The sequence below is a fragment of the Gilliamella sp. Occ4-3 genome (assembly GCF_001690675.1).
In the GTDB taxonomy this organism is placed as follows: Bacteria; Pseudomonadota; Gammaproteobacteria; order Enterobacterales; family Orbaceae; genus Gilliamella; species Gilliamella bombi.
The window spans coordinates 23,546-42,442 of the sequence record NZ_LZHR01000121.1 but is presented as its reverse complement, the minus strand read 5'-3'; the positions used below and the strand labels follow the sequence as shown (position 1 = coordinate 42,442).

16 protein-coding genes, 2 tRNA genes and 2 pseudogenes are annotated in these 18,897 nt (G+C 33.8%); 9 read left to right on the top strand and 11 right to left on the bottom strand.

The window, feature by feature from the left end; translation table 11 throughout:
* Positions 1–186: 186 nt before the first annotated feature.
* Together A9G44_RS12865 and A9G44_RS12860 are read left to right on the top strand one after the other, a co-directional pair.
* A complete protein-coding gene (locus A9G44_RS12865; protein ID WP_065611517.1) occupies positions 187–1,818 on the top strand; it encodes a hypothetical protein in 1,632 nt (543 codons plus the stop codon).
* 14 nt (positions 1,819–1,832) lie between these two features.
* Positions 1,833–3,965 carry an AAA family ATPase gene (locus A9G44_RS12860; RefSeq protein ID WP_065611516.1) on the top strand — a complete coding sequence of 711 codons (2,133 nt, stop codon included), beginning with the start codon at positions 1,833–1,835 and terminating at the stop codon, positions 3,963–3,965.
* A gap of 143 nt (positions 3,966–4,108) precedes the next feature.
* Here A9G44_RS12860 and A9G44_RS12855 read toward each other — a convergent pair whose 3' ends face one another.
* From A9G44_RS12855 to A9G44_RS12845, 3 genes are all read right to left on the bottom strand, one after another.
* On the bottom strand, positions 4,109–4,684 hold the full coding sequence (locus A9G44_RS12855) for a manganese efflux pump MntP (RefSeq protein WP_065611514.1): 576 nt from the start codon (positions 4,682–4,684) through the stop codon (positions 4,109–4,111).
* A gap of 61 nt (positions 4,685–4,745) precedes the next feature.
* Complete coding sequence (locus A9G44_RS12850; protein WP_065611512.1) at positions 4,746–5,360, bottom strand: hypothetical protein; 615 nt, start codon at positions 5,358–5,360, stop codon at positions 4,746–4,748.
* Between the two features lie 29 nt (positions 5,361–5,389).
* Positions 5,390–6,523: a bifunctional tRNA (adenosine(37)-C2)-methyltransferase TrmG/ribosomal RNA large subunit methyltransferase RlmN gene (locus tag A9G44_RS12845; protein ID WP_065611523.1), complete on the bottom strand. Its 1,134-nt coding sequence runs from the start codon at positions 6,521–6,523 to the stop codon at positions 5,390–5,392.
* Between the two features lie 160 nt (positions 6,524–6,683).
* Between A9G44_RS12845 and A9G44_RS12840 the strand changes: the two genes are divergently transcribed.
* Positions 6,684–7,433, top strand: a complete 750-nt coding sequence (locus A9G44_RS12840; RefSeq protein ID WP_051634180.1) for a M15 family metallopeptidase — start codon at positions 6,684–6,686, stop codon at positions 7,431–7,433.
* A gap of 13 nt (positions 7,434–7,446) precedes the next feature.
* Here A9G44_RS12840 and A9G44_RS12835 read toward each other — a convergent pair whose 3' ends face one another.
* A complete protein-coding gene (locus A9G44_RS12835; RefSeq protein ID WP_218837606.1) occupies positions 7,447–8,616 on the bottom strand; it encodes an ATP-binding protein in 1,170 nt (389 codons plus the stop codon).
* A gap of 144 nt (positions 8,617–8,760) precedes the next feature.
* Positions 8,761–9,441 (bottom strand): response regulator transcription factor, encoded by a 681-nt coding sequence (locus tag A9G44_RS12830; RefSeq protein WP_034910896.1) that lies wholly within the window; start codon positions 9,439–9,441, stop codon positions 8,761–8,763.
* Positions 9,442–9,761: 320 nt separating this feature from the next.
* On the opposite strand from A9G44_RS12830, the pseudogene A9G44_RS12825 reads away from it, so the two are divergent.
* From A9G44_RS12825 to asd, 5 genes and pseudogenes are all read left to right on the top strand, one after another.
* Positions 9,762–10,010, top strand: a pseudogene (locus A9G44_RS12825) (serine dehydratase subunit alpha family protein); the annotation flags it as partial.
* Positions 10,006–10,296: pseudogene (locus A9G44_RS12820) on the top strand (L-serine ammonia-lyase, iron-sulfur-dependent, subunit alpha); the annotation flags it as partial. The pseudogenes A9G44_RS12825 and A9G44_RS12820, both read left to right, overlap by 5 nt.
* 123 nt (positions 10,297–10,419) lie before the next feature.
* A tRNA-His gene (locus tag A9G44_RS12815) sits at positions 10,420–10,495 on the top strand.
* A 22-nt stretch (positions 10,496–10,517) separates the two neighbouring features.
* Positions 10,518–10,594: transfer RNA gene (locus tag A9G44_RS12810), tRNA-Pro, on the top strand.
* 205 nt (positions 10,595–10,799) lie between these two features.
* Positions 10,800–11,903, top strand: coding sequence for an aspartate-semialdehyde dehydrogenase (asd, locus tag A9G44_RS12805; protein ID WP_065574984.1), 1,104 nt, complete (start codon positions 10,800–10,802; stop codon positions 11,901–11,903).
* 50 nt (positions 11,904–11,953) lie between these two features.
* Here asd and A9G44_RS12800 read toward each other — a convergent pair whose 3' ends face one another.
* From A9G44_RS12800 to nagB, 3 genes are read right to left on the bottom strand one after another with little or no spacing between them, the layout of a single operon-like run.
* Positions 11,954–13,183, bottom strand: coding sequence for an ROK family protein (locus tag A9G44_RS12800; RefSeq protein WP_065611506.1), 1,230 nt, complete (start codon positions 13,181–13,183; stop codon positions 11,954–11,956).
* Positions 13,184–13,219: 36 nt separating this feature from the next.
* Positions 13,220–14,362: an N-acetylglucosamine-6-phosphate deacetylase gene (gene nagA / locus A9G44_RS12795; protein ID WP_065611504.1), complete on the bottom strand. Its 1,143-nt coding sequence runs from the start codon at positions 14,360–14,362 to the stop codon at positions 13,220–13,222.
* 11 nt (positions 14,363–14,373) lie between these two features.
* Complete coding sequence (nagB, locus tag A9G44_RS12790) at positions 14,374–15,180, bottom strand: glucosamine-6-phosphate deaminase (RefSeq protein WP_065611502.1); 807 nt, start codon at positions 15,178–15,180, stop codon at positions 14,374–14,376.
* A gap of 249 nt (positions 15,181–15,429) precedes the next feature.
* Between nagB and nagE the strand changes: the two genes are divergently transcribed.
* A complete protein-coding gene (gene nagE / locus A9G44_RS12785; RefSeq protein WP_065611500.1) occupies positions 15,430–16,959 on the top strand; it encodes an N-acetylglucosamine-specific PTS transporter subunit IIBC in 1,530 nt (509 codons plus the stop codon).
* Positions 16,960–17,210: 251 nt separating this feature from the next.
* Here the strand turns inward: nagE and tusC are convergent, their stop codons facing one another.
* From tusC to fkpA, 3 genes are read right to left on the bottom strand one after another with little or no spacing between them, the layout of a single operon-like run.
* Positions 17,211–17,564 carry a sulfurtransferase complex subunit TusC gene (gene tusC, locus A9G44_RS12780; protein ID WP_065611498.1) on the bottom strand — a complete coding sequence of 118 codons (354 nt, stop codon included), beginning with the start codon at positions 17,562–17,564 and terminating at the stop codon, positions 17,211–17,213.
* Between the two features lie 14 nt (positions 17,565–17,578).
* Positions 17,579–17,944, bottom strand: coding sequence for a sulfurtransferase complex subunit TusD (gene tusD, locus A9G44_RS12775; RefSeq protein ID WP_442902856.1), 366 nt, complete (start codon positions 17,942–17,944; stop codon positions 17,579–17,581).
* 4 nt (positions 17,945–17,948) lie between these two features.
* Positions 17,949–18,746 (bottom strand): FKBP-type peptidyl-prolyl cis-trans isomerase, encoded by a 798-nt coding sequence (gene fkpA, locus A9G44_RS12770; RefSeq protein WP_065611496.1) that lies wholly within the window; start codon positions 18,744–18,746, stop codon positions 17,949–17,951.
* Between the last annotated feature and the right edge of the window lie 151 nt (positions 18,747–18,897).

Sequence of the window (18,897 nt, the reverse complement as noted above, 5' to 3'; positions counted from 1 at the left end):
GATTTTGTATGACTGTTTTACTTGTCAAAATCAGATGTTAAATAGATAATAACATTATGAAAAGATGAAATTTATCTTTTCTATAAGATCAAATTATTGTTCCAAACTTTATTTTTTATTTAAAATAGAATTCAAAGTAATTAAATAATAAGTGAATATAGAAATAAACAATTAAGGAAAGAAATAATGGGTGTAGCTCCAAGAAAAAAATTAGCCAGTACAGAAGAAAAAGACTATTCGGTTAGACAACGTGAAAAAAAAGCAAAAGTAGAAACTCCACTTGCTAATATTCAAGAAAATACTTTTTTTAAAGTTATTTTTTCAGATAGCCTTTCACTGGAACAAAAAGTAGAAGAAGTTACTAATATTTTAGAATTTTCTGACAATAAGGAAATTGATCGGGTAAAAATTCAAGAATTTGATACATTTAAAGAATATCTTCAATCAATTTCTGAAGAGATGTCTAAACAACGTATTGAGATGACTGATACCGAAGTATTTGCTGAATTACAACGAGTGTATGCTGATTTTAATAATGATCTTAATGATTTTATCGAAAAAATAAAACCACTTACCGAACTCACCGATGCTTTATATAACTTACGCCAAAATGGTGAAACCCGAAATGCATTAGCTCAAATTAAAGCCGATCAAGAATGGGACGAAGAAAAAGTAACGCAAAAAGCAAATGTGCAAAGTGAAATTGTTAGTATTGAAAAACAAATATCTGAATTAAAAAAAGAAATAGAGTTATTACAACAGGATAAAAAGTTTTTTGGCCTAGGGAAAATTAAAGCCGCATCAAAAGCTAAAATTGTGACTAATGAAGAAAAAATAGCTCAATTAAATCAACAAATAAAAAACAAAAATAAAGAATTAGATGATATTCAGATAGAAATTACAAAGCGTCACGAGCAACGCTCTGAATCAATCGATGTTGAAAAATTAAAAGAGTTGCTAAATTTAACTTCAGAACAGCATACATTACGTCAAGCAGATATGGTTGAATCGGCATTAAAATTTGTGAATCAAGGTAAAGAGCGTTTTGGTGCAATTCGTAATCATCTTGAAAAAATGGTTAAACAAATTGAAGGACTTAGTGACAATAATGGCAATATGATACAAATTTATGCCATTATGAACGAAGCGACCAAAAAAGTAGAGAAAGTCCATCGTGAACGTAGACAAGAGCTTGAGAGTAAAGATGTTGGTGATAATTTGTTAGAGTCAATGAAGCTTGATGAAACACGCCGTAATTTGGATGAACACATTGATACTGTATCCACAGCAACTGTCGATACTATGCAAACCTATGGTGAATTAACAACTGAAGCTATTAAAATTCGTAATATGCAAGCAGCAACCAAAAAACAAGTTGAAAGTGCAAGAGCAATGCATTCAAGAGGCATCGCATCGGTTGCTTCACAACTCAGTGTTGTTGTAACAGCAGTTAACTCAGCTGCAATTAATGAAGCACAATCAATGGCCGGTAATACTTTAGCCGAAATGACTCGAGTAACAAATGACATTGCTAAAAATGAAGCTATTCGAATTGCAACTGGTCGTGATGAAATTAATAATGATTTAGAAGCAATGCTACAAAATTTAGCGGAATTTGGTGATACCCAAAAAGAAGCGACGGAAATCACCCGTGCGGCACTAGAAACAATGCGAGCAAATTTGGAAGAAATTGAAAAAATGTCCAAAGATGTTCAAAGTGATACACGAGAATTTATTGCGGTGACAGGTGATGTTTTATCAGAAAAATCTGAAACCAAAAAAGATAGCTCACATACTACTTCACCCTTTAAACTATAACAAAGGAATGCACAATGTATTTAGTTAGAGGGCGTGAATATTTAGCGCAATACCCTAATTTTACTTTAGTAGGAAGAGAACATGATTTAGAGAGAATATCGTCTATTCTCATACGAAAATCATCAAATTCTCTTTTGTTGACAGGTCCCGCAGGTGTAGGTGTTTCAATGCTTACCCTTGGTTTACAAGCGGCTAAAAATAATCCAGATACGCCATTTGATTTGATTGTAAAAAAATTATTTTGGTTAAATTGTGATGCTCTTTTTTCTAGCGGTGATAGTACTAAAATAAATAATGAGTTTCAAAGTATTTTAAAAAAGCTAATGCAAACTCCTGAGTCAGTGCTGATTATTACTGATACGGCTAATTTTTTAGAAGCAGCACATAATACAGGTAATGCTCATTTTATTAATGCTCTAAATAACGCCGATAAATCAAATAATTTTCAAGTTATCCTCGAAGTTCGTGATGATAAACTTAGTAGTGTGCTAAAGGCTAGCACGAATATGCCTGAACTTTACACACTTTACGATGTCAAAGAACCTACTGGGGATAATTTAAATTCTATTGTTACTACTGTTGCAAAGGAGTTATCTGCATACCACAAAATTGAAGTGGATAAAGATGCTATTGATGAAGCGATACATTTAACCTGTAAATATCGTGATAGTTTAGGTTTAGGTGGGGCACAGCCTCAACGTGCTATTTCATTACTTGATCGTGCACTTGCTAGTTATCGTCAACTTACACATAAACAGCATCCAAAAATTGCTGAGTTAATGGGTAAGATCGAAAAAAGTAGCTGTGAAACAGAACAATATGATTTGCGACAGCAGCTTGAACAATGGCAGCAAGATTGGCTGAATTTAAAGTCTGAAATTAGCAAAACATATCAATATCAACGTGATGCTGAAACGTTACGCTTCAAACTGCAAGATGAAATTACCCAGTTACAAGAAGAAGAGGACAACAATAATAAAGATTCAGAATCAGTTGCTATAAAAACATTTGCACAGTTAACAGCTGGAGGATTTGACTCACCAGCAGTTGCTAAATTAAAGGAAAAAATTCGACAAATTGATGCAGAAATTGCACAAAATAATGAACAGCACCAAAAATTGGTGATGCTAGCCAATAAGGATTTGCGACTAAGTCGCCAAGAAGTGATCGCCGAATTTAGTAAAGTTTCAGGTATATCAGCAAACAAATTAGATGAGAATGAAGTTAAAAACTTGATTAATTTGGATGCAAATTTATTATCGCGAATCTTTGGCCAAGATAACATTGTAAAACATGTAGCCAATTCGGTGAAGGTTGCTAAAGTTGACACGCTTGAAGAATCAGGCCCTGCAATGTCTTACCTATTTTTAGGTCCATCTGGTGTAGGTAAAACTGAAATGGCCAAAGCTTTAGCGGAATATGTTTACGGTGACGAAAAATCGTTGGTTCGTTTTGATATGTCAGAATATATGGAAAAACATGCAGTTGCTAAATTAATTGGTGCACCTCCAGGATATGAGGGATTTGAAGCAGGTGGAATTTTAACAAACTCAGTTAGAAAAAAACCAGTTGGAATCTATTTATTTGATGAGATTGAAAAAGCACATCCTGATGTCTTTAATATCTTTTTACAGATCTTATCGGACGGACGATTAACCGATAATGTAGGTCGAACTGTCGATTTTTCTGATATTATGATTATTATGACCTCAAATATTGGACAATCTTACTATTTGGATCCTAATCTTTCTGACGAAGCTGCATGTGAATTAGCGACAAATGAACTGAATAATACTTATCGTTCAGAACTACTTAATCGTTTTAATGGACGAGAAAATATTCTTCATTTTAAACGCCTACCAATGGAAGTTATTGAACGGATTATTCGTCGAGAAATTGACAAATTAAATCAATCATATAGTCATCGTGGCTACACTATCGAAATAAAAGATTCTTGTATCAGTACATTCTGTCACGATCATTATGATATCATTCGTGGTGCCAGAGGATTGCCGGGTTATATAAAAACCAATGTTAGACCATTTATTGTTAATCATATTTTGCAGAATCCTCATGATCAAGGAGTGTTTAAAGCAATTTATAACCAGCAGACACATAGTTTTGATATGGAATTTTATAAAAATTAAAGGAAGATAAGATAGAGTTAGTTTTCTGTAACCTTTATTAAGTAAAGTAATTGGTTTCGGACGTTATTTAAATTTGGATAAAATATATCAATCAATAAAACGTTCGAAACCTAACAGTATAAAAAGTATTTTTATTTGAAACATTAAACAGAAAGATGTTGATAAAGAGTTATTACACCAACAAAAATAAGTACTAACCCGCCTAAAAGCTCAGCCTGTTTACCAATTAAACAGCCAATTTTATTACCCAATAATAACCCAATAGTAACCATTGTACAGGTAGCGAGTCCAATCATTGATGCAGCAAAAAAGATATTAACACTTGCTAATGCTAAGCCAACACCAACGGCAAATGCATCTATACTGGTTGAAATTGCTGTGAAAATTAGCATTAGAAAAGATTTTTTTGATGATGTTAATTCATCTTCTTGGCAATTTCCATCTGATTGTTTCTGGCTGTTATATATCATATTAATGCCTAAAAATAGCATGACAGCAAATACAACCCAATGATCCCATTGTTCAATATATTGCAATGCAATATAACCAACTAACCAGCCAAGCAATGGGGTAATAGCCTCAACAACACCAAATAGAATACCAATTTTGAATGCGCCTAAAATTGGTGTTGATTTAAGTGAAATCCCACGACAAACGGCGACAGCAAAGGCGTCGGTTGACATTGCTAGTGCTAATAATAAAATAGCCCAAAAATTCATGACATATACTCTTGCTTATAATTATTAAAAATTTATTACTATTATAATAATGGGTGATGATTTATTTATTTGTTACTGAAAATAGATAATTTGCTATTTTTTTATCACCTTTATTTTTATAAAGTTCAGCTGTTTTTATAACGTTGTCTCTACGATTAGCATCATATTGAAAAAGTTGCTTAAACATTAAGTCAGCTATTTTTTTATCATTATTTTGGATTGCACAATAACCATATTGTTCATAAGCATCAGCTTTCCAACGATGACGATCGAACTCAATACTCTGTTCAAATTGTTTTTTTGCTTCTTGATAACGATCTCGACCACATAAAAAAGAACCATAATGGACATGATATAATCCATTACCTGGTTGCATTAGAGTAATACGTTTGTAAATCATCTCGGCTTCGTTGTATTCACCAACATGTTGATCAAACATTGCCATGGCTAACATCACTTGGGGATTATTTGGAGAGTATTGTGCAGCTAATTTTAGATTATAATGCGCTATTTTAATATTTTCTTCTGACTCATTTGCTTTAGCAAGATATCCTAATCCAAGTCGCATTCTAGCCAAAGCGGCTTTTTCTGGATCAAATTCATTGTTGTTTTTCATTTGGCAACCTGCGAGTACTATCATCAAAAAATAGCTAGATATAACTAACAACTTCTTCATCTATCTTTCCTTTTTATAAAGTTTTATCCTTATGCTGTTTGTTTAACAAGGTTCTGCCTTTTATAAAGAGTCCTTTTAGTGCGGTCAACAACTTCACCAGCTAGCTGGCCACATGCAGCATCGATATCATCCCCCCGTGTTTTACGAACTATTACGGTAAATCCATATCCCATTAATGTTTTCATGAAGCGATCAATTCGTGTATTTGAACATCTTGAATAAGGCGCACCAGGGAACGGATTCCAAGGAATTAAATTAATTTTGCTAGGTACATTTTTTAGGAATTGAGCAAGCTCATGAGCATGTTCAACGCCATCGTTAATTTGATTAAGTAATACATATTCAATAGTTACTTTTCCGTGATTTGCGTTTGAAGACGAAAGATAACGCAGAATTGAATCACGTAGCATAGACATATTGTATTTTAGGTTAATTGGCATAATTTCACTACGAATTGTATCATTAGGTGCATGAAGTGATATCGCTAGCGCCACATCAATCATACCGGCTAGCTTATCTAAAGCGGGAACAACTCCTGATGTCGATAGTGTTACACGCCTTTTTGATAAACCATAGCCAAAATCATCTAACATAATTTCCATAGCTGGTGCAACATTAGATAAATTAAGTAGCGGTTCACCCATACCCATCATAACTACATTAGTAATGGGCCTATCTGCTAATTTTCCGGTGACACCAATTGCATTTGATGCACGCCATACTTGGCCAATAATTTCAGAAACGGTTAAATTACGATTAAATCCTTGTTGGGCAGTAGAACAAAATTTACACTCTAATGCGCAACCAACTTGAGATGAAACACATAATGTTGCACGATCACGTTCAGGAATATAAACAGACTCAATCAGTTGGTTATTACCAACATCAAGTGCCCATTTTATTGTGCCATCAGAAGAACGCTGTTCTATGGCAATCTTCGGAGCTTTAATTTCTGCTAAAGTCTTTAGTTGTTCACGTAGTTTTTTATTGATATCGGTCATTTGATCAAAATTATCTACACCAAAATGATAGATCCATTTCATTACTTGATCAGCTCGAAACGGTTTTTCACCAAGTGATATAAAAAACTCTCTTAATTGTTGGCGTGTGAAGTTTAGTAAATTTATTCTTTCGTTTATGGAATTAGTTGTATTAAGATTCATTGTATTGGCAGCGTCTAAACAATTTCCAGACGTATTAGATGTAGATGTTGTTAACATAAGGCCTCGTTTTTACACATTATGGCTATTTCATTTTTTAGGAAAAGGATTATACTGTTTTTAACTTAATCTGGCTATATAGAATATTGGCAATGCTTGAAAGATGAAAAAATCAACGATGTTAAAAAAAATAGGTGGTTTAACTTTAAACTTATCTTTACTTCTATTTCCTACTTTTACCATGGCACAACAGATCACATTAAATAAACTGATTGGACAGTTTGACGAAAAAAAAGATAATGGTTTTATTGCGTTAGACTCAACTATACTACCTGTTAATAAAAAAGGGATGTATCTACAAAAAGAGCCAACCGAACAACTTATAAAAGCCTACAATGATTTTAAAAAAGTTCATCCAGATGTTCCTTTTATCATAGTAAGTGCAACGCGGAATTACACTTACCAAAACGGTATTTGGCAGCGGAAATGGGATGCTTTATCAGCTAAAATAAATGATCCAGAAAAAATTGCTGAAGAAATTCTAAAATTTTCGTCAATGCCTGGCACATCAAGGCATCATTGGGGAACAGATATTGATATTACCAGCGTTTCATCAAAATATTTTAAGTATGATAAAAAAGGCATCATTTTATACAAATGGCTTCAAAAAAATCTGCCTAAATATGGATTTTGCCAAGCTTTTAATGAAGGACGCAAAGGAGGATATCAACCTGAAGAATGGCACTGGTCATATAAACCTATTGCTAGCCAATATATTGACCAATACAAAAATATATTGGAAAGTGATCCAGAAGTTATTATGAGATCTTTAAGTTTTATAGGGCGCGATAAAATCAAGCTGGAAAGCCTAGTTAAAGAGTATGTATTAACGGTGAATGCTGATTGTTATTAATATATTTTTATTATTAATGTTTTCTCCAATAAGGCAAACATATTGTTACAATAAGGCCTCCACCATCACGATTAGTTGCTTGGATAGTACCGTTATGCATAATGACGGTCTTTCTGGCAATTGCTAGTCCTAGACCATAACCTTTACCTAATTGTGGAGACTGAATACGGACAAATGGTTCAAAAATACTTGATAACTTATTTTCTTCAACACCAGGACCTCGATCTTTAACTTCAATTTGTAAATACTTACCTGTTTCTTTTAGTGAAACTTCTACGGCTTGCTCAGCTTTTGAAAAGCGAATAGCATTTCGGATAATGTTTTCAATAGCACGACGTATTTGTTCTGAATTACCTTTAACAATTGGATGAGTAATAGATGATAAAGTAAAATGTACTTCAATTAACTGGTGATTAGCTTCATAATTAGCATCATTGATTACTACACTTATTAAGTCTTTTAAATCAAAATATTCATCAGTGCGATTATTCATTTCAGCACGAGAATAATTTAGAATTTCGCCAATTAACTGATCTAAACGTTCTGACTCTAACTCTATTCTAGCTAAAGATGTATCAATATTTTGTTTATTTTGTTGAGCAAGTCCAATTGCTAGTTGCAATCGAGCAAGCGGAGTTCTAAGTTCATGAGAAACATCATGAAGGAGAGACTGACGATCAGAAAGTAATATATTAAGTTGCTCAACCATCATATCAAAATCTTTACCTAATTCGCTAAGTTCGTCACGCCTAGGTTTTAGTTTATTGAATAATCTGACAGAAAGATCTCCCTGAGATACCTTGAAAAAACCTTGCCTTAATAACCTCATCGGTCTAGTTAAATTCCATGCTAGAAAGAGGCTAAAAACAAGTCCAACACATATACCCATTAATACGATGGGCAAGGGCATGTTGAACAATGCCTTTTTAACATGATCCTCTTTATCCTCTTTAAATGAAACAGAATAAAGAGTTCCGTCAGGAGCGACGGTCATGCGTTGATAAGCATATGTAGGTGTTTCTAATTCATCGGTTAAAATATTAACTTGATCATTCAATGGAGAAACTAATTTTATTGACAGTAACGTTCTTTCTCGCTCAGGTAAATGTGCTATGAAATTAAGCGTTTCATCTTCACCAGCTACATGTAATAACTGGGCAATCATATCGACTTTCGTGGGCATATGATTGAGAAATCTTTGATTTTTATTTTCTACATAAATAGAAAACGCAATCCAAGTCAATTGGAAGGTAAGATAAAAGATTACCCCAAACGTAATAAGTATTTTCCAGAATAATCGATGATTCATGTCAAGCCTATTTGTTTGTTAACGAATACGGTAACCGACGGCTCTAATCGTCTCTATTGTCACATCATTTTGTGCAACTTGATGTAATTTTTGGCGAATATTGCTGATATGGACATCAACACTACGATCATAAAGTTCTCTTGCTCGACCAAGCCCAATTTCAGATAATTCTTCTTTAGTTACTACTCGCTCGCTATGTTTCACTAATAAAACTAATAAATTAAACTCGGTTGATGTCAAATCAATTACTTGTCCATTCCACGTACAAAGCCGTTGAGGTAGATCTAACATTAAACCATTAAAATGATATTTTTTATCATCAACCATTTCGACCGAACGTTCATCAAAACGTCGTAAAACTGCACGTAATCTTGCTAATAATTCACGCGGATAACATGGTTTTGGAATGTAATCATCAGCACCTAATTCCAAACCCAAAACGCGATCAATATTATCACCCTTAGCAGTTAACATAATAACAGGCATATTACATTGTTGACGGATGCTTTTCAGGACATCAATACCATTAATATCTGGTAACATCACGTCTAAGATTGCTGCACGATATTTACCTGATAGCGCTTCATCAATACCATCTTTACCTAAATAAACACTTTTGATATTAAAACCTTCATTAGTCAAATATTCGCTAAGCATTTGTGATAATTCAATATCATCATCTATTAATAAAATATTTATCATAATCGCAATCGCCATTGTTATCTAATTATAGGTTTTTATATTATTGCAATAATATAAAAAAAGTCAGGTTCTTTTACTAAAATATTACATATTTTAAACTATTCCTGATTATTTAATTTACTATTAAATAATGTAAAAAGGTTTAAGATATAACTATATGTTTTAATATATCTTTTGACAATAACTATCATATTACTTTCTAATGGTTGTAAATAGGCATTATTCAATTCTTAAGTAAGATAGACTAAAATAGTCTGCTTACTTAACATTAAATGTTTCACCATTTAACATTACTAAAGTTAATATGGAGATAAAAAATGGAACAACAAGTAATATGGCAGCAATTAATTCAATTGGTAAAACATGAAGTTTTACCTGCAGCTGGTTGTACTGAGCCCATATCTTTGGTTGCAACTATTGCGATGCAACATAGTAGCAACAAAATTATTGAAAAAATTGACGCTTATGTTTTGCCTAATTTAATGAAAAATGGTACGGAGGTAACTGTGTCAGGTACCGGTATGGTTGAGTTACCTATTGCGGCTGCCATTGGTGCAATCGGTGGTTGGGTATCATGAGCCTATTGGTATGGCTATTTGTAGTATGATTGGCGATTTATCTGGTATTATTTGTGATGGCGCTTCAAACAGTTGCGCAATGAAAGTATCAACTTCAGTATCTTCTGGATTTAAAGCAGTATTAATGGCATTAAGCCAAGTTAGAGTGACAGGTAAAGAAGGTATTGTTTGTGATAGCGTGGAAACATCAATCAATAATTTTGGTGCAATTGTTAGTCAAAGTATGAAAATAATTGACACACAGATTATTGATATCATGTCGCATAAAACATAAATATTTGCTTAACGCTAAAATATTAGGCTTTTAGCGATTTTAATATAAGCAATCAGCATATTTTTTAAAAAAATTACTGGACAATGTTATTTTTTATGCGTAATATTTCGTCCTGCTTCTATGGTGGCTATAGCTCAGTTGGTAGAGCCCTGGATTGTGATTCCAGTTGTCGTGGGTTCGAATCCCATTAGCCACCCCATTTTATGAAATATAAAATCTAACGGCGAGTAGCGCAGCTTGGTAGCGCAACTGGTTTGGGACCAGTGGGTCGGAGGTTCGAATCCTCTCTCGCCGACCATTTTTAAATAAAAAGCTCGTTCATTTAGTTGAGATTTTGTTTTTCTGTTCGTTATTGTGGTTGTTTTGTCTTTTTAATATATAACGGCATGTTATTATATTCCTACCTACAAAAATTATTCTTATCTTACTTGTTTTATGGTGATATTTTGTTTTAATAGATAAAAATATCTCTTTATATAACCTCTATTTATTGGGAATAAATTATGAAAAATGTTGGTTTTGTAGGATGGCGTGGAATGGTAGGTTCTGTTCTTATGCAACGTATGGTTGAAGAACACGATTTTGATTATATTAATCCTGTTTTCTTTTCTACTTCTCAAGCAGGTCAAGCAGCTCCTATCTTCGGTGGAAAAACAGGTATATTACAAAGCGCAGATAATATTGATGCTTTAAAGGCATTAGATATTATTGTCACTTGCCAAGGTGGTGATTATACCTCAGAGATTTACGCAAAATTACGTGCAACAGGTTGGCAGGGTTATTGGATTGATGCAGCATCGACTTTACGTATGGCAGATGACGCAATTATCGTGCTTGATCCAGTGAACAAAGATAACATTGATACTGCGTTAGATAAAGGCATTAAAACCTTTGTAGGTGGTAACTGTACTGTAAGCTTAATGTTAATGTCTCTTGGTGGTTTATTTGCTGAAAACCTTATTGATTGGATTTCCGTTTCAACTTATCAAGCTGCTTCTGGTGGTGGCGCACGTCATATGCGTGAATTGCTCACCCAAATGGGGATGCTAAATGCTGAGGTGGCAAAAGAGTTACAAGATCCCCATTCTTCTATTTTAGATATTGAGAGAAAAGTGACCCAAAAAATGCGTGATGGTAGTTTACCAACTGATAATTTCGGTGTGCCATTAGCAGGAAGTTTAATTCCTTGGATCGATAAAGCGCTAGATAATGGACAAAGTAAAGAAGAGTGGAAAGGGCAAGCCGAAACCAATAAAATTTTAGGTACCAATCAAGTTATTCCGGTTGATGGGCTTTGTATTCGTATTGGAGCACTACGTTGTCATAGCCAAGCTTTTACCATTAAATTGAAAAAAGATATCAGCGTTCCTGAAATTGAAAAACTGCTTGCAGTTCATAATGATTGGGTAAAAGTCGTGCCGAATGATCGTGATCTTTCGATGCGTGAACTTACCCCTGCAGCTGTAACAGGCACTTTAACAACACCTGTTGGGCGCTTACGTAAATTGAATATGGGCAAAGATTACCTTTCAGCTTTTACTGTTGGTGACCAATTATTATGGGGGGCGGCTGAACCATTACGTAGAATGTTATGCATTTTGGCCTAATTAAAAATAAAATATAAAAAACCGATTTATCGGTTTTTTATAACAATAGATTATGGTTCTTTATCATTCAACAACGCCACTAATAGTGATCCATTAAATAAAGCTTGCTGCACTAATGCAAATGCGCCAATTGCTGAGCTATCGTTAAGGGAAGAACAAGTGATAGTCAGGTTTTTCCGTAATCCCTCTAAACTTTGAGCATTTAATGCACTATTAACAGCAGTTAATAGTATTTCGGGCGACTTGGTAAGTTCTCCTGCTAACACAATTCGTTGAGGGTTAAAGATGTTAACCATAATTGCAACTGCTCTACCAAGATTTTCACCTGCATCCTTAACTAACTTAATAGCTAGTTCATCGCCTTGATTAGCATACTGACAGATATGATATATATCACAGTTTTCTAATGTTAACTTTGATGCATAACCTTGCTCAATCATCTGTTTAGCTCGGTATTCAATTGCTTTATTTACAACTCGGTTTTCCAAGCAGCCGAAGTTACCACAATGGCAACGTTCACCTAATGTATCTACTTGAATGTGCCCAACTTCACAAGCGCTTTGATTGTGGTTTGTAAGCAACTGTTGATTAACGATAACACCAGAGCCTACCCCGCGATGTACACGGATTAAAATAGAATCATCAACATGTTGTGTTGAACCAAAATAACTTTCAGCTAATGCTAGACTTTGAATATCATTTCCTACAAAAATAGATACATTGAATTCCTTTTGCAGTATCTCGCCTAAAGCCCATTCTTCTACTTGAATATGTGGAGTGTATCGAACAATGCCATTAACTGAGTCAATCAAGCCAGGGAGTACAATAGATATTGCAACTAAATATTTTATTTTTTTGCTATTCAACTGAATAAATTCTTTAATTAATATAATTAGATAATCTTGAACTTGTTGTTGAGTAAAATTGGTAAGTGAGCATTTTTTTGACATAAGGCATTTAGCCCCTAAATCAAAAAGCTCTATTGTGACGTGAGATCGACTTAATTGTACGGCAATTGCTTGGTAATATTCAAACTTAGCTTCGATTGAAACTGCAGGCCGTCCCCCCGTTGATTGTTGTGCATCAACTTCTTTAATTAATTTTTTTTTAAGAAGTTGACGGGTTATTTTGGTAATGCTTGCAGGGGCTAATTGGCTGATTTCGGCCAATTGAATACGAGAAACAGGTGCTTGCTGAACAATCAAACGGTAAATCATTGCATAATTTAGCTGTTTGATTAATTCAGCGTTGCCAACTAAGTTCAGATAATTAAATTTCATATATTACTCAATATTTTTCATTAACTATCTGATATTCTAGCGACTCACTTCTCCATTAACAATAGTTTTAATTATTGTAAAGTCACGATTAAATACAACAAGGTTCGCAATTTTACCCTCACAAATACTACCAAGATCTTTATCCACACCGATTGCTTTGGCAGGATAAAGTGTTGCCATTCTTAATGCTTCATCTAATGCAATACCTACATATTCAACAGCATTTTTTACTGCATCAATCATAGTTAATGCTGAACCACCAAGTGTGCCATTTTCATCAATACAGCGACCATCTTTATAATAAATGGTTTTGCCTGCAAATACGCCTGATTCTAAATTAGAACCTGCAAGTAACATTGCATCAGTAACTAAAATTAAATGATTTTGTTTTATTTTGTGACTATTGCGAATATTTGCCCAACTGACATGTTGACCATCAGCAATAATGCCTACATAAACTTCAGGTTCATCATAAATTGCGCCAACTACGCCAGGTTCGCGTCCAGAAATATAAGGCATGGCATTAAATAGGTGGGTACCTAAACGAATGCCATCGTTAAATCCACGACGACAATCATCGTAGTGACCATTCGAATGCCCAACAGATACATGAATACCTGCGTTAACCAATTGCTTAATGAAATGACTTTCAACTTTTTCTGGTGCTAAAGTTATAATTTTAATTACATCAGCATTTTTACATAGAAAATCAATCATTTTTTGTGATGGTTGGCGGATAATATTTTCGTCATGAATACCTTTCTTTTCAGGATTGATGTAAGGTCCTTCAAGGTGTAAACCTAGTGCTTGGTTAGGATGCAAGGTCAAATATTCACGCATCACTTCAACTGCCTTTATCATAAATTCATCAGTTGATGTAATTAATGTAGGCAAATAGCTAGTACAGCCAGAAATAAGATTTGTGACCTGCATGGCTTCTAATGTTTCAACGCACAGTGCATCAAGCGTTTCATTAAATTGCACACCACCACAACCATTAACTTGGATATCAATAAATCCAGGTGCAACAAGTGCACCTTGTAAATTTTCAATTTTGATATCTGTAGGTAATTCGTTTTGTTTACAGACTTTTGTAATTTTATCTCCATCAATAATAACAGCGTGGTTATCAAGGATCTCATAACCTGTATAAAAACGGCAATTTGTTAATGCATACATTGAATTATCCTTTATAAAACGGTCACTTTAAGATTATCAGCTTCCATTTGTTTAAAATATTTTAGTGTTTTCACTTTAAGATCATCAGTACTTGGTTCATCACAAACAATAATTGATGCAGGATGCATTTGTAGTGCAGTGACAGTCCAAAGGTGATTAACAGACCCTTCAACACCAGCTTGTAATGCTAAACTTTTGTTATGACCACAAACTAATAAAATAACTTCCTGTGCATCCATTAAAGTTGCAACACCAATGGTTAACGCATGTTTTGGTACTTGATTCACATCATTATCAAAAAAGCGAGAATTAGCAATGCGTGTATCTTCAGTTAATGTTTTGATGCGTGTACGTGAACAAAGTGAAGATCCCGGTTCATTAAAAGCGATATGTCCATCTTGACCTACCCCCCCAACAAAGATATTAATTTTACCGTAAGCTTTGATCTTCGCTTCATATTGACGGCACTCTTGCTCAATATCTGGCGCATTACCATTTAATATATGGATATTGTTCTTATCAATATCAATATGATTGAAAAAGTTTTCGTACATAAATGAGTGGTAGCTTTGTGGATGCTCTTCTGGAATACCAACATATTCATCCATATTAAAGGTTACAACATGTTTAAAGCTGACGTTACCTGCTTTATATTGTTTAATTAATTGTTGATACATAACTAATGGTGAACTACCTGTTGGCAGCCCCAATAAAAATGGACGATCTGCGGTAGGCTTAAACTCATTAATTTTATTAACAATACGCTGTGCAACCCAGGCACCGACTTCTTGTGCATTTTCTAAGGGAATAAGTCTCATGTGCTGTTACCTCTTGTGATATAATTAAAAACTTTTTTCTTGAAATAAAATATGTTGTCTTTATTTTACTACATTAAACTAATTAATCAAAAAAAACGGTGATTTAAATCACAAAAAAAGAACAATTAATTTGCGAAGTAAAATAAATAATATAAAGTGGAATAATAATACTTAATTATCATCACTTAAAGATGTAAAATTTTATTACTTTTTATTATATACCCCTAATAACTATATGAGGTTAAACTTATGGGAATTTTAGCTTATATGCAACGTATCGGGCGTTCATTGATGGTGCCTGTAGCAGTTCTACCTGCTGCTGCAATACTACTGGGGATTGGTCAATGGGTTAGTCATATAGCGTGGATTAGTCATATAAATTTGTTTGGACTTATGGAATGGGATGCTAGTATTGTTGCTAAATTTTTAGTGACATCTGGTAGTGCGATTCTAAGTAATATGCCAATACTTTTTGCTATTGGTGTTGCTTATGGAATGTCTAAAGATAAAGATGGTGCTGCAGCACTTTCTGGTTTAGTGGGCTTTTTAATTATAACTACCTTATTATCACCAAAATCTATTGCTTTCTTTCAGGGAATTGATATAGAGGTCGTTAAAGATTGGCAAAAACTAGTACCACCAGCATTTAATAGTATCAATAACCAATTTATTGGTATTCTTGTTGGTATTATTGCAGCCGAACTTTACAATCGCTTTAGTCAGGTTGAATTGCATAAAGCACTATCTTTTTTTAGTGGAAAAAGACTGGTACCAATTGTTGTTTCAGTTGTAATGCTATTAGTTTCAGCTGTTTTATATTTTATCTGGCCAACTATTTATGACGCACTAGTTGCTTTTGGTAAATATATTAAAGAATTAGGATCTGTGGGTGCTGGTATTTATGGATTCTTTAACCGCTTACTTATTCCTGTAGGTTTACACCATGCCTTAAACTCAGTATTTTGGTTTGATGTGGCTGGAATTAACGATATCCCTTATTTCTTAGGTGGACAAACTTCTATTGATGCGGGTAATGCTATTGTAGGTATTACTGGTCGTTACCAAGCTGGATTCTTTCCTGTTATGATGTTTGGTCTGCCTGGTGCAGCACTAGCTATGTACCATACGGCTAAAAAAGGTAATAAAGATAAAACTGCATCAATCATGTTTGCAGCTTCTATTGCTGCATTTTTTACTGGTATTACTGAGCCACTAGAATTTGCTTTTATGTTTGTTGCCCCTGTGCTTTATGTTTTACATGCGATTTTAGCGGGTATCTCACTTTATATTGCAGCAGCAATGCAATGGATATGTGGATTCGGTTTTAGTGCAGGTCTGATTGATATGGTACTTCAATCTGGTAACCCGCTTTCTGTTCATTGGTATATGTTAATCCTTCAAGGTCTAGTATTCTTTGTGGTCTACTATGTAGTATTCCGTTTTGTAATTGTAAAATTCAACCTTAAAACTCCAGGCCGTGAAGATGAAGATACGACTGTTTCGTCAACTGAAAGTACCCAGAAAAAACAAGTCATTGGGGATACATCTAAACTTGCTGAACAATATTTAGCGGTTGTTGGTGGGAAAGGAAATCTAACTAACATTGACTCTTGTATTACACGTTTGCGTTTAGGTGTAAATGATTCAGAATTGGTTGATGAACAAGCAGCTAAAGCACTTGGCGCGATGGCTGTGATTAAACTCGGTAAAACAGGTGTGCAAATTATTGTAGGTACTCAGGCCGAAAAAATTGCCGATGAGATTAAAAAACTTGTTTAGTCAATTAGTATAAAATAAGAACCAAATTAAATAAATCTAATGTAACAATCCACTCTATTTAAATAAGCAAAAAATAGAGTGGATTATTTATTTGATTTAACTTTACAGACTCTTTGCTTTATTTATAAACGCTACAGTATATTTTTCATTAAAAACAATGAAAAAACTTAAATAAAATCAATTGTTTTACTGACATATTTTTTAGATATAAGCTTGTTGTTATGGTATAAGGTTTTGCTTTCAATATAAAATTAGAATCGCAAAATCACATCTCTAGTTGTTAATAGTTGATTTAATAACTGGGTATTAATGACTTTACTCGGGATGTTTCTACTTATTTGGATTAAGTTTCTTGATTTAAGTGAAGATTCACAGACATATACATCATCAATATCATAAAGTTCAAGCATGTTTAATGTTGCAATATAATCTCGCATTAAAATGCGATCAGGTTGTTGATTTGGTAATAAGTGAAAAACACCATCATCCACAAAAAAAACAGAAACCTGATTAATAACTGATGTGGCCAATGCGATATCAAGTGCTTCTCGGCCTTTGGCATTTCCGTGAGGTGGTGAGCTAATAATAATTGCTAATTTTTTCATTTCAGTATCTTAAGTTAAAACTGAATAGTTCGATCTGTTGTTGCAATTGATTCACTTAGTTCTCCAAGGCCCGTTAAGTGAAAATAATCCGCGAGATTATTTTTAATAACGCCACGCCTCTGAGCGGCAGCAACACAAACAGTTAAAGTTAAAGGGTATGTTTTTGCTAATTCCTGCCATGCAGAGATTAAATCGAATTCATCATTAGCGGGATCAGTATAACTGTTGCCATTATAAACACCATCAGCATAAAAAAAGATATTTTTAATGGTATGAGGAGTCTGTGACAGTAAAACTTGTGCAAATTGATATGCACAATAAGCAGATTGGGCCCCATAAGCAGGACCCATAACAACAAGAGTATAACTCAATGAATCAATCAAGTTAGTTAGCTTGTTGTTCTTGATTTTGAGCTGGCTCTTGATTTTTATCATTTTTATCATTTTTATCCCCATCAATGCCAAGCAATTCAACTTCAAAAATTAAAGTTGATGCAGGTTGGATTCCAGCTTTACCTTCTTGACCAGGAAGACTTTGGTCACCATAAGCTAAATCAGGTGGTACAACAAGTTTGATTTTTCCGCCAATTCCGATCAATTGAATTCCTTCTGTCCAACCTTTGATAACAGCATTTAGTGGAAATGTTGCGGGTTCACCTCGATCATAAGAACTATCGAATTTACGTCCGTCAGTTAAAGTTCCTGTATAATGAACAATAACTGTATCTTGAGCTGTTGGATGACGATCAGAACCTTCTTGAATGATTTGATAAAGTAACCCTGATTTTGTTTGTTTTACTCCATCTTGTTTAGCAAATTCTGCACGGAATTTCTCACCAGATGCTGTATTTTCAGTTTTTTCTTTTTCAAAACGCTCTTTGCTTTCTTTTTGGATTCTTTTACCAAATTCATCTAAGATGGTTTTCACTTCATCTTTTGAAAGTTGAGAGGCATCTCGGAAAGTTTCATTAAAGCCACTGATTAAATATTCTTGGTCTGGTTTAATTTCATTTTGTTCTAAATTTGACTTCATGTATGTTGCAAATGATGAACCTAATGCATATGCTTCTTTTTGTGCATTAGTTGAAATTGTTACTTTATTTGATGAATTTTTCTCATCACAACCAGCTAATGTTAATACAATTACGCTGCTTACTAACGTCATTTTAATCAATGATTTCATTCTACTTCTCCAGATTATAAACTTTTTGGGTAATTATCTTGGTTATTATATCTGATTTGATATAAGATAATAAGGGTTTACAAATCATTTATTTTATAAATTTATAGTAATCCATTGATAATATATTAAGGAAAGCATCTTTTGCAATTTA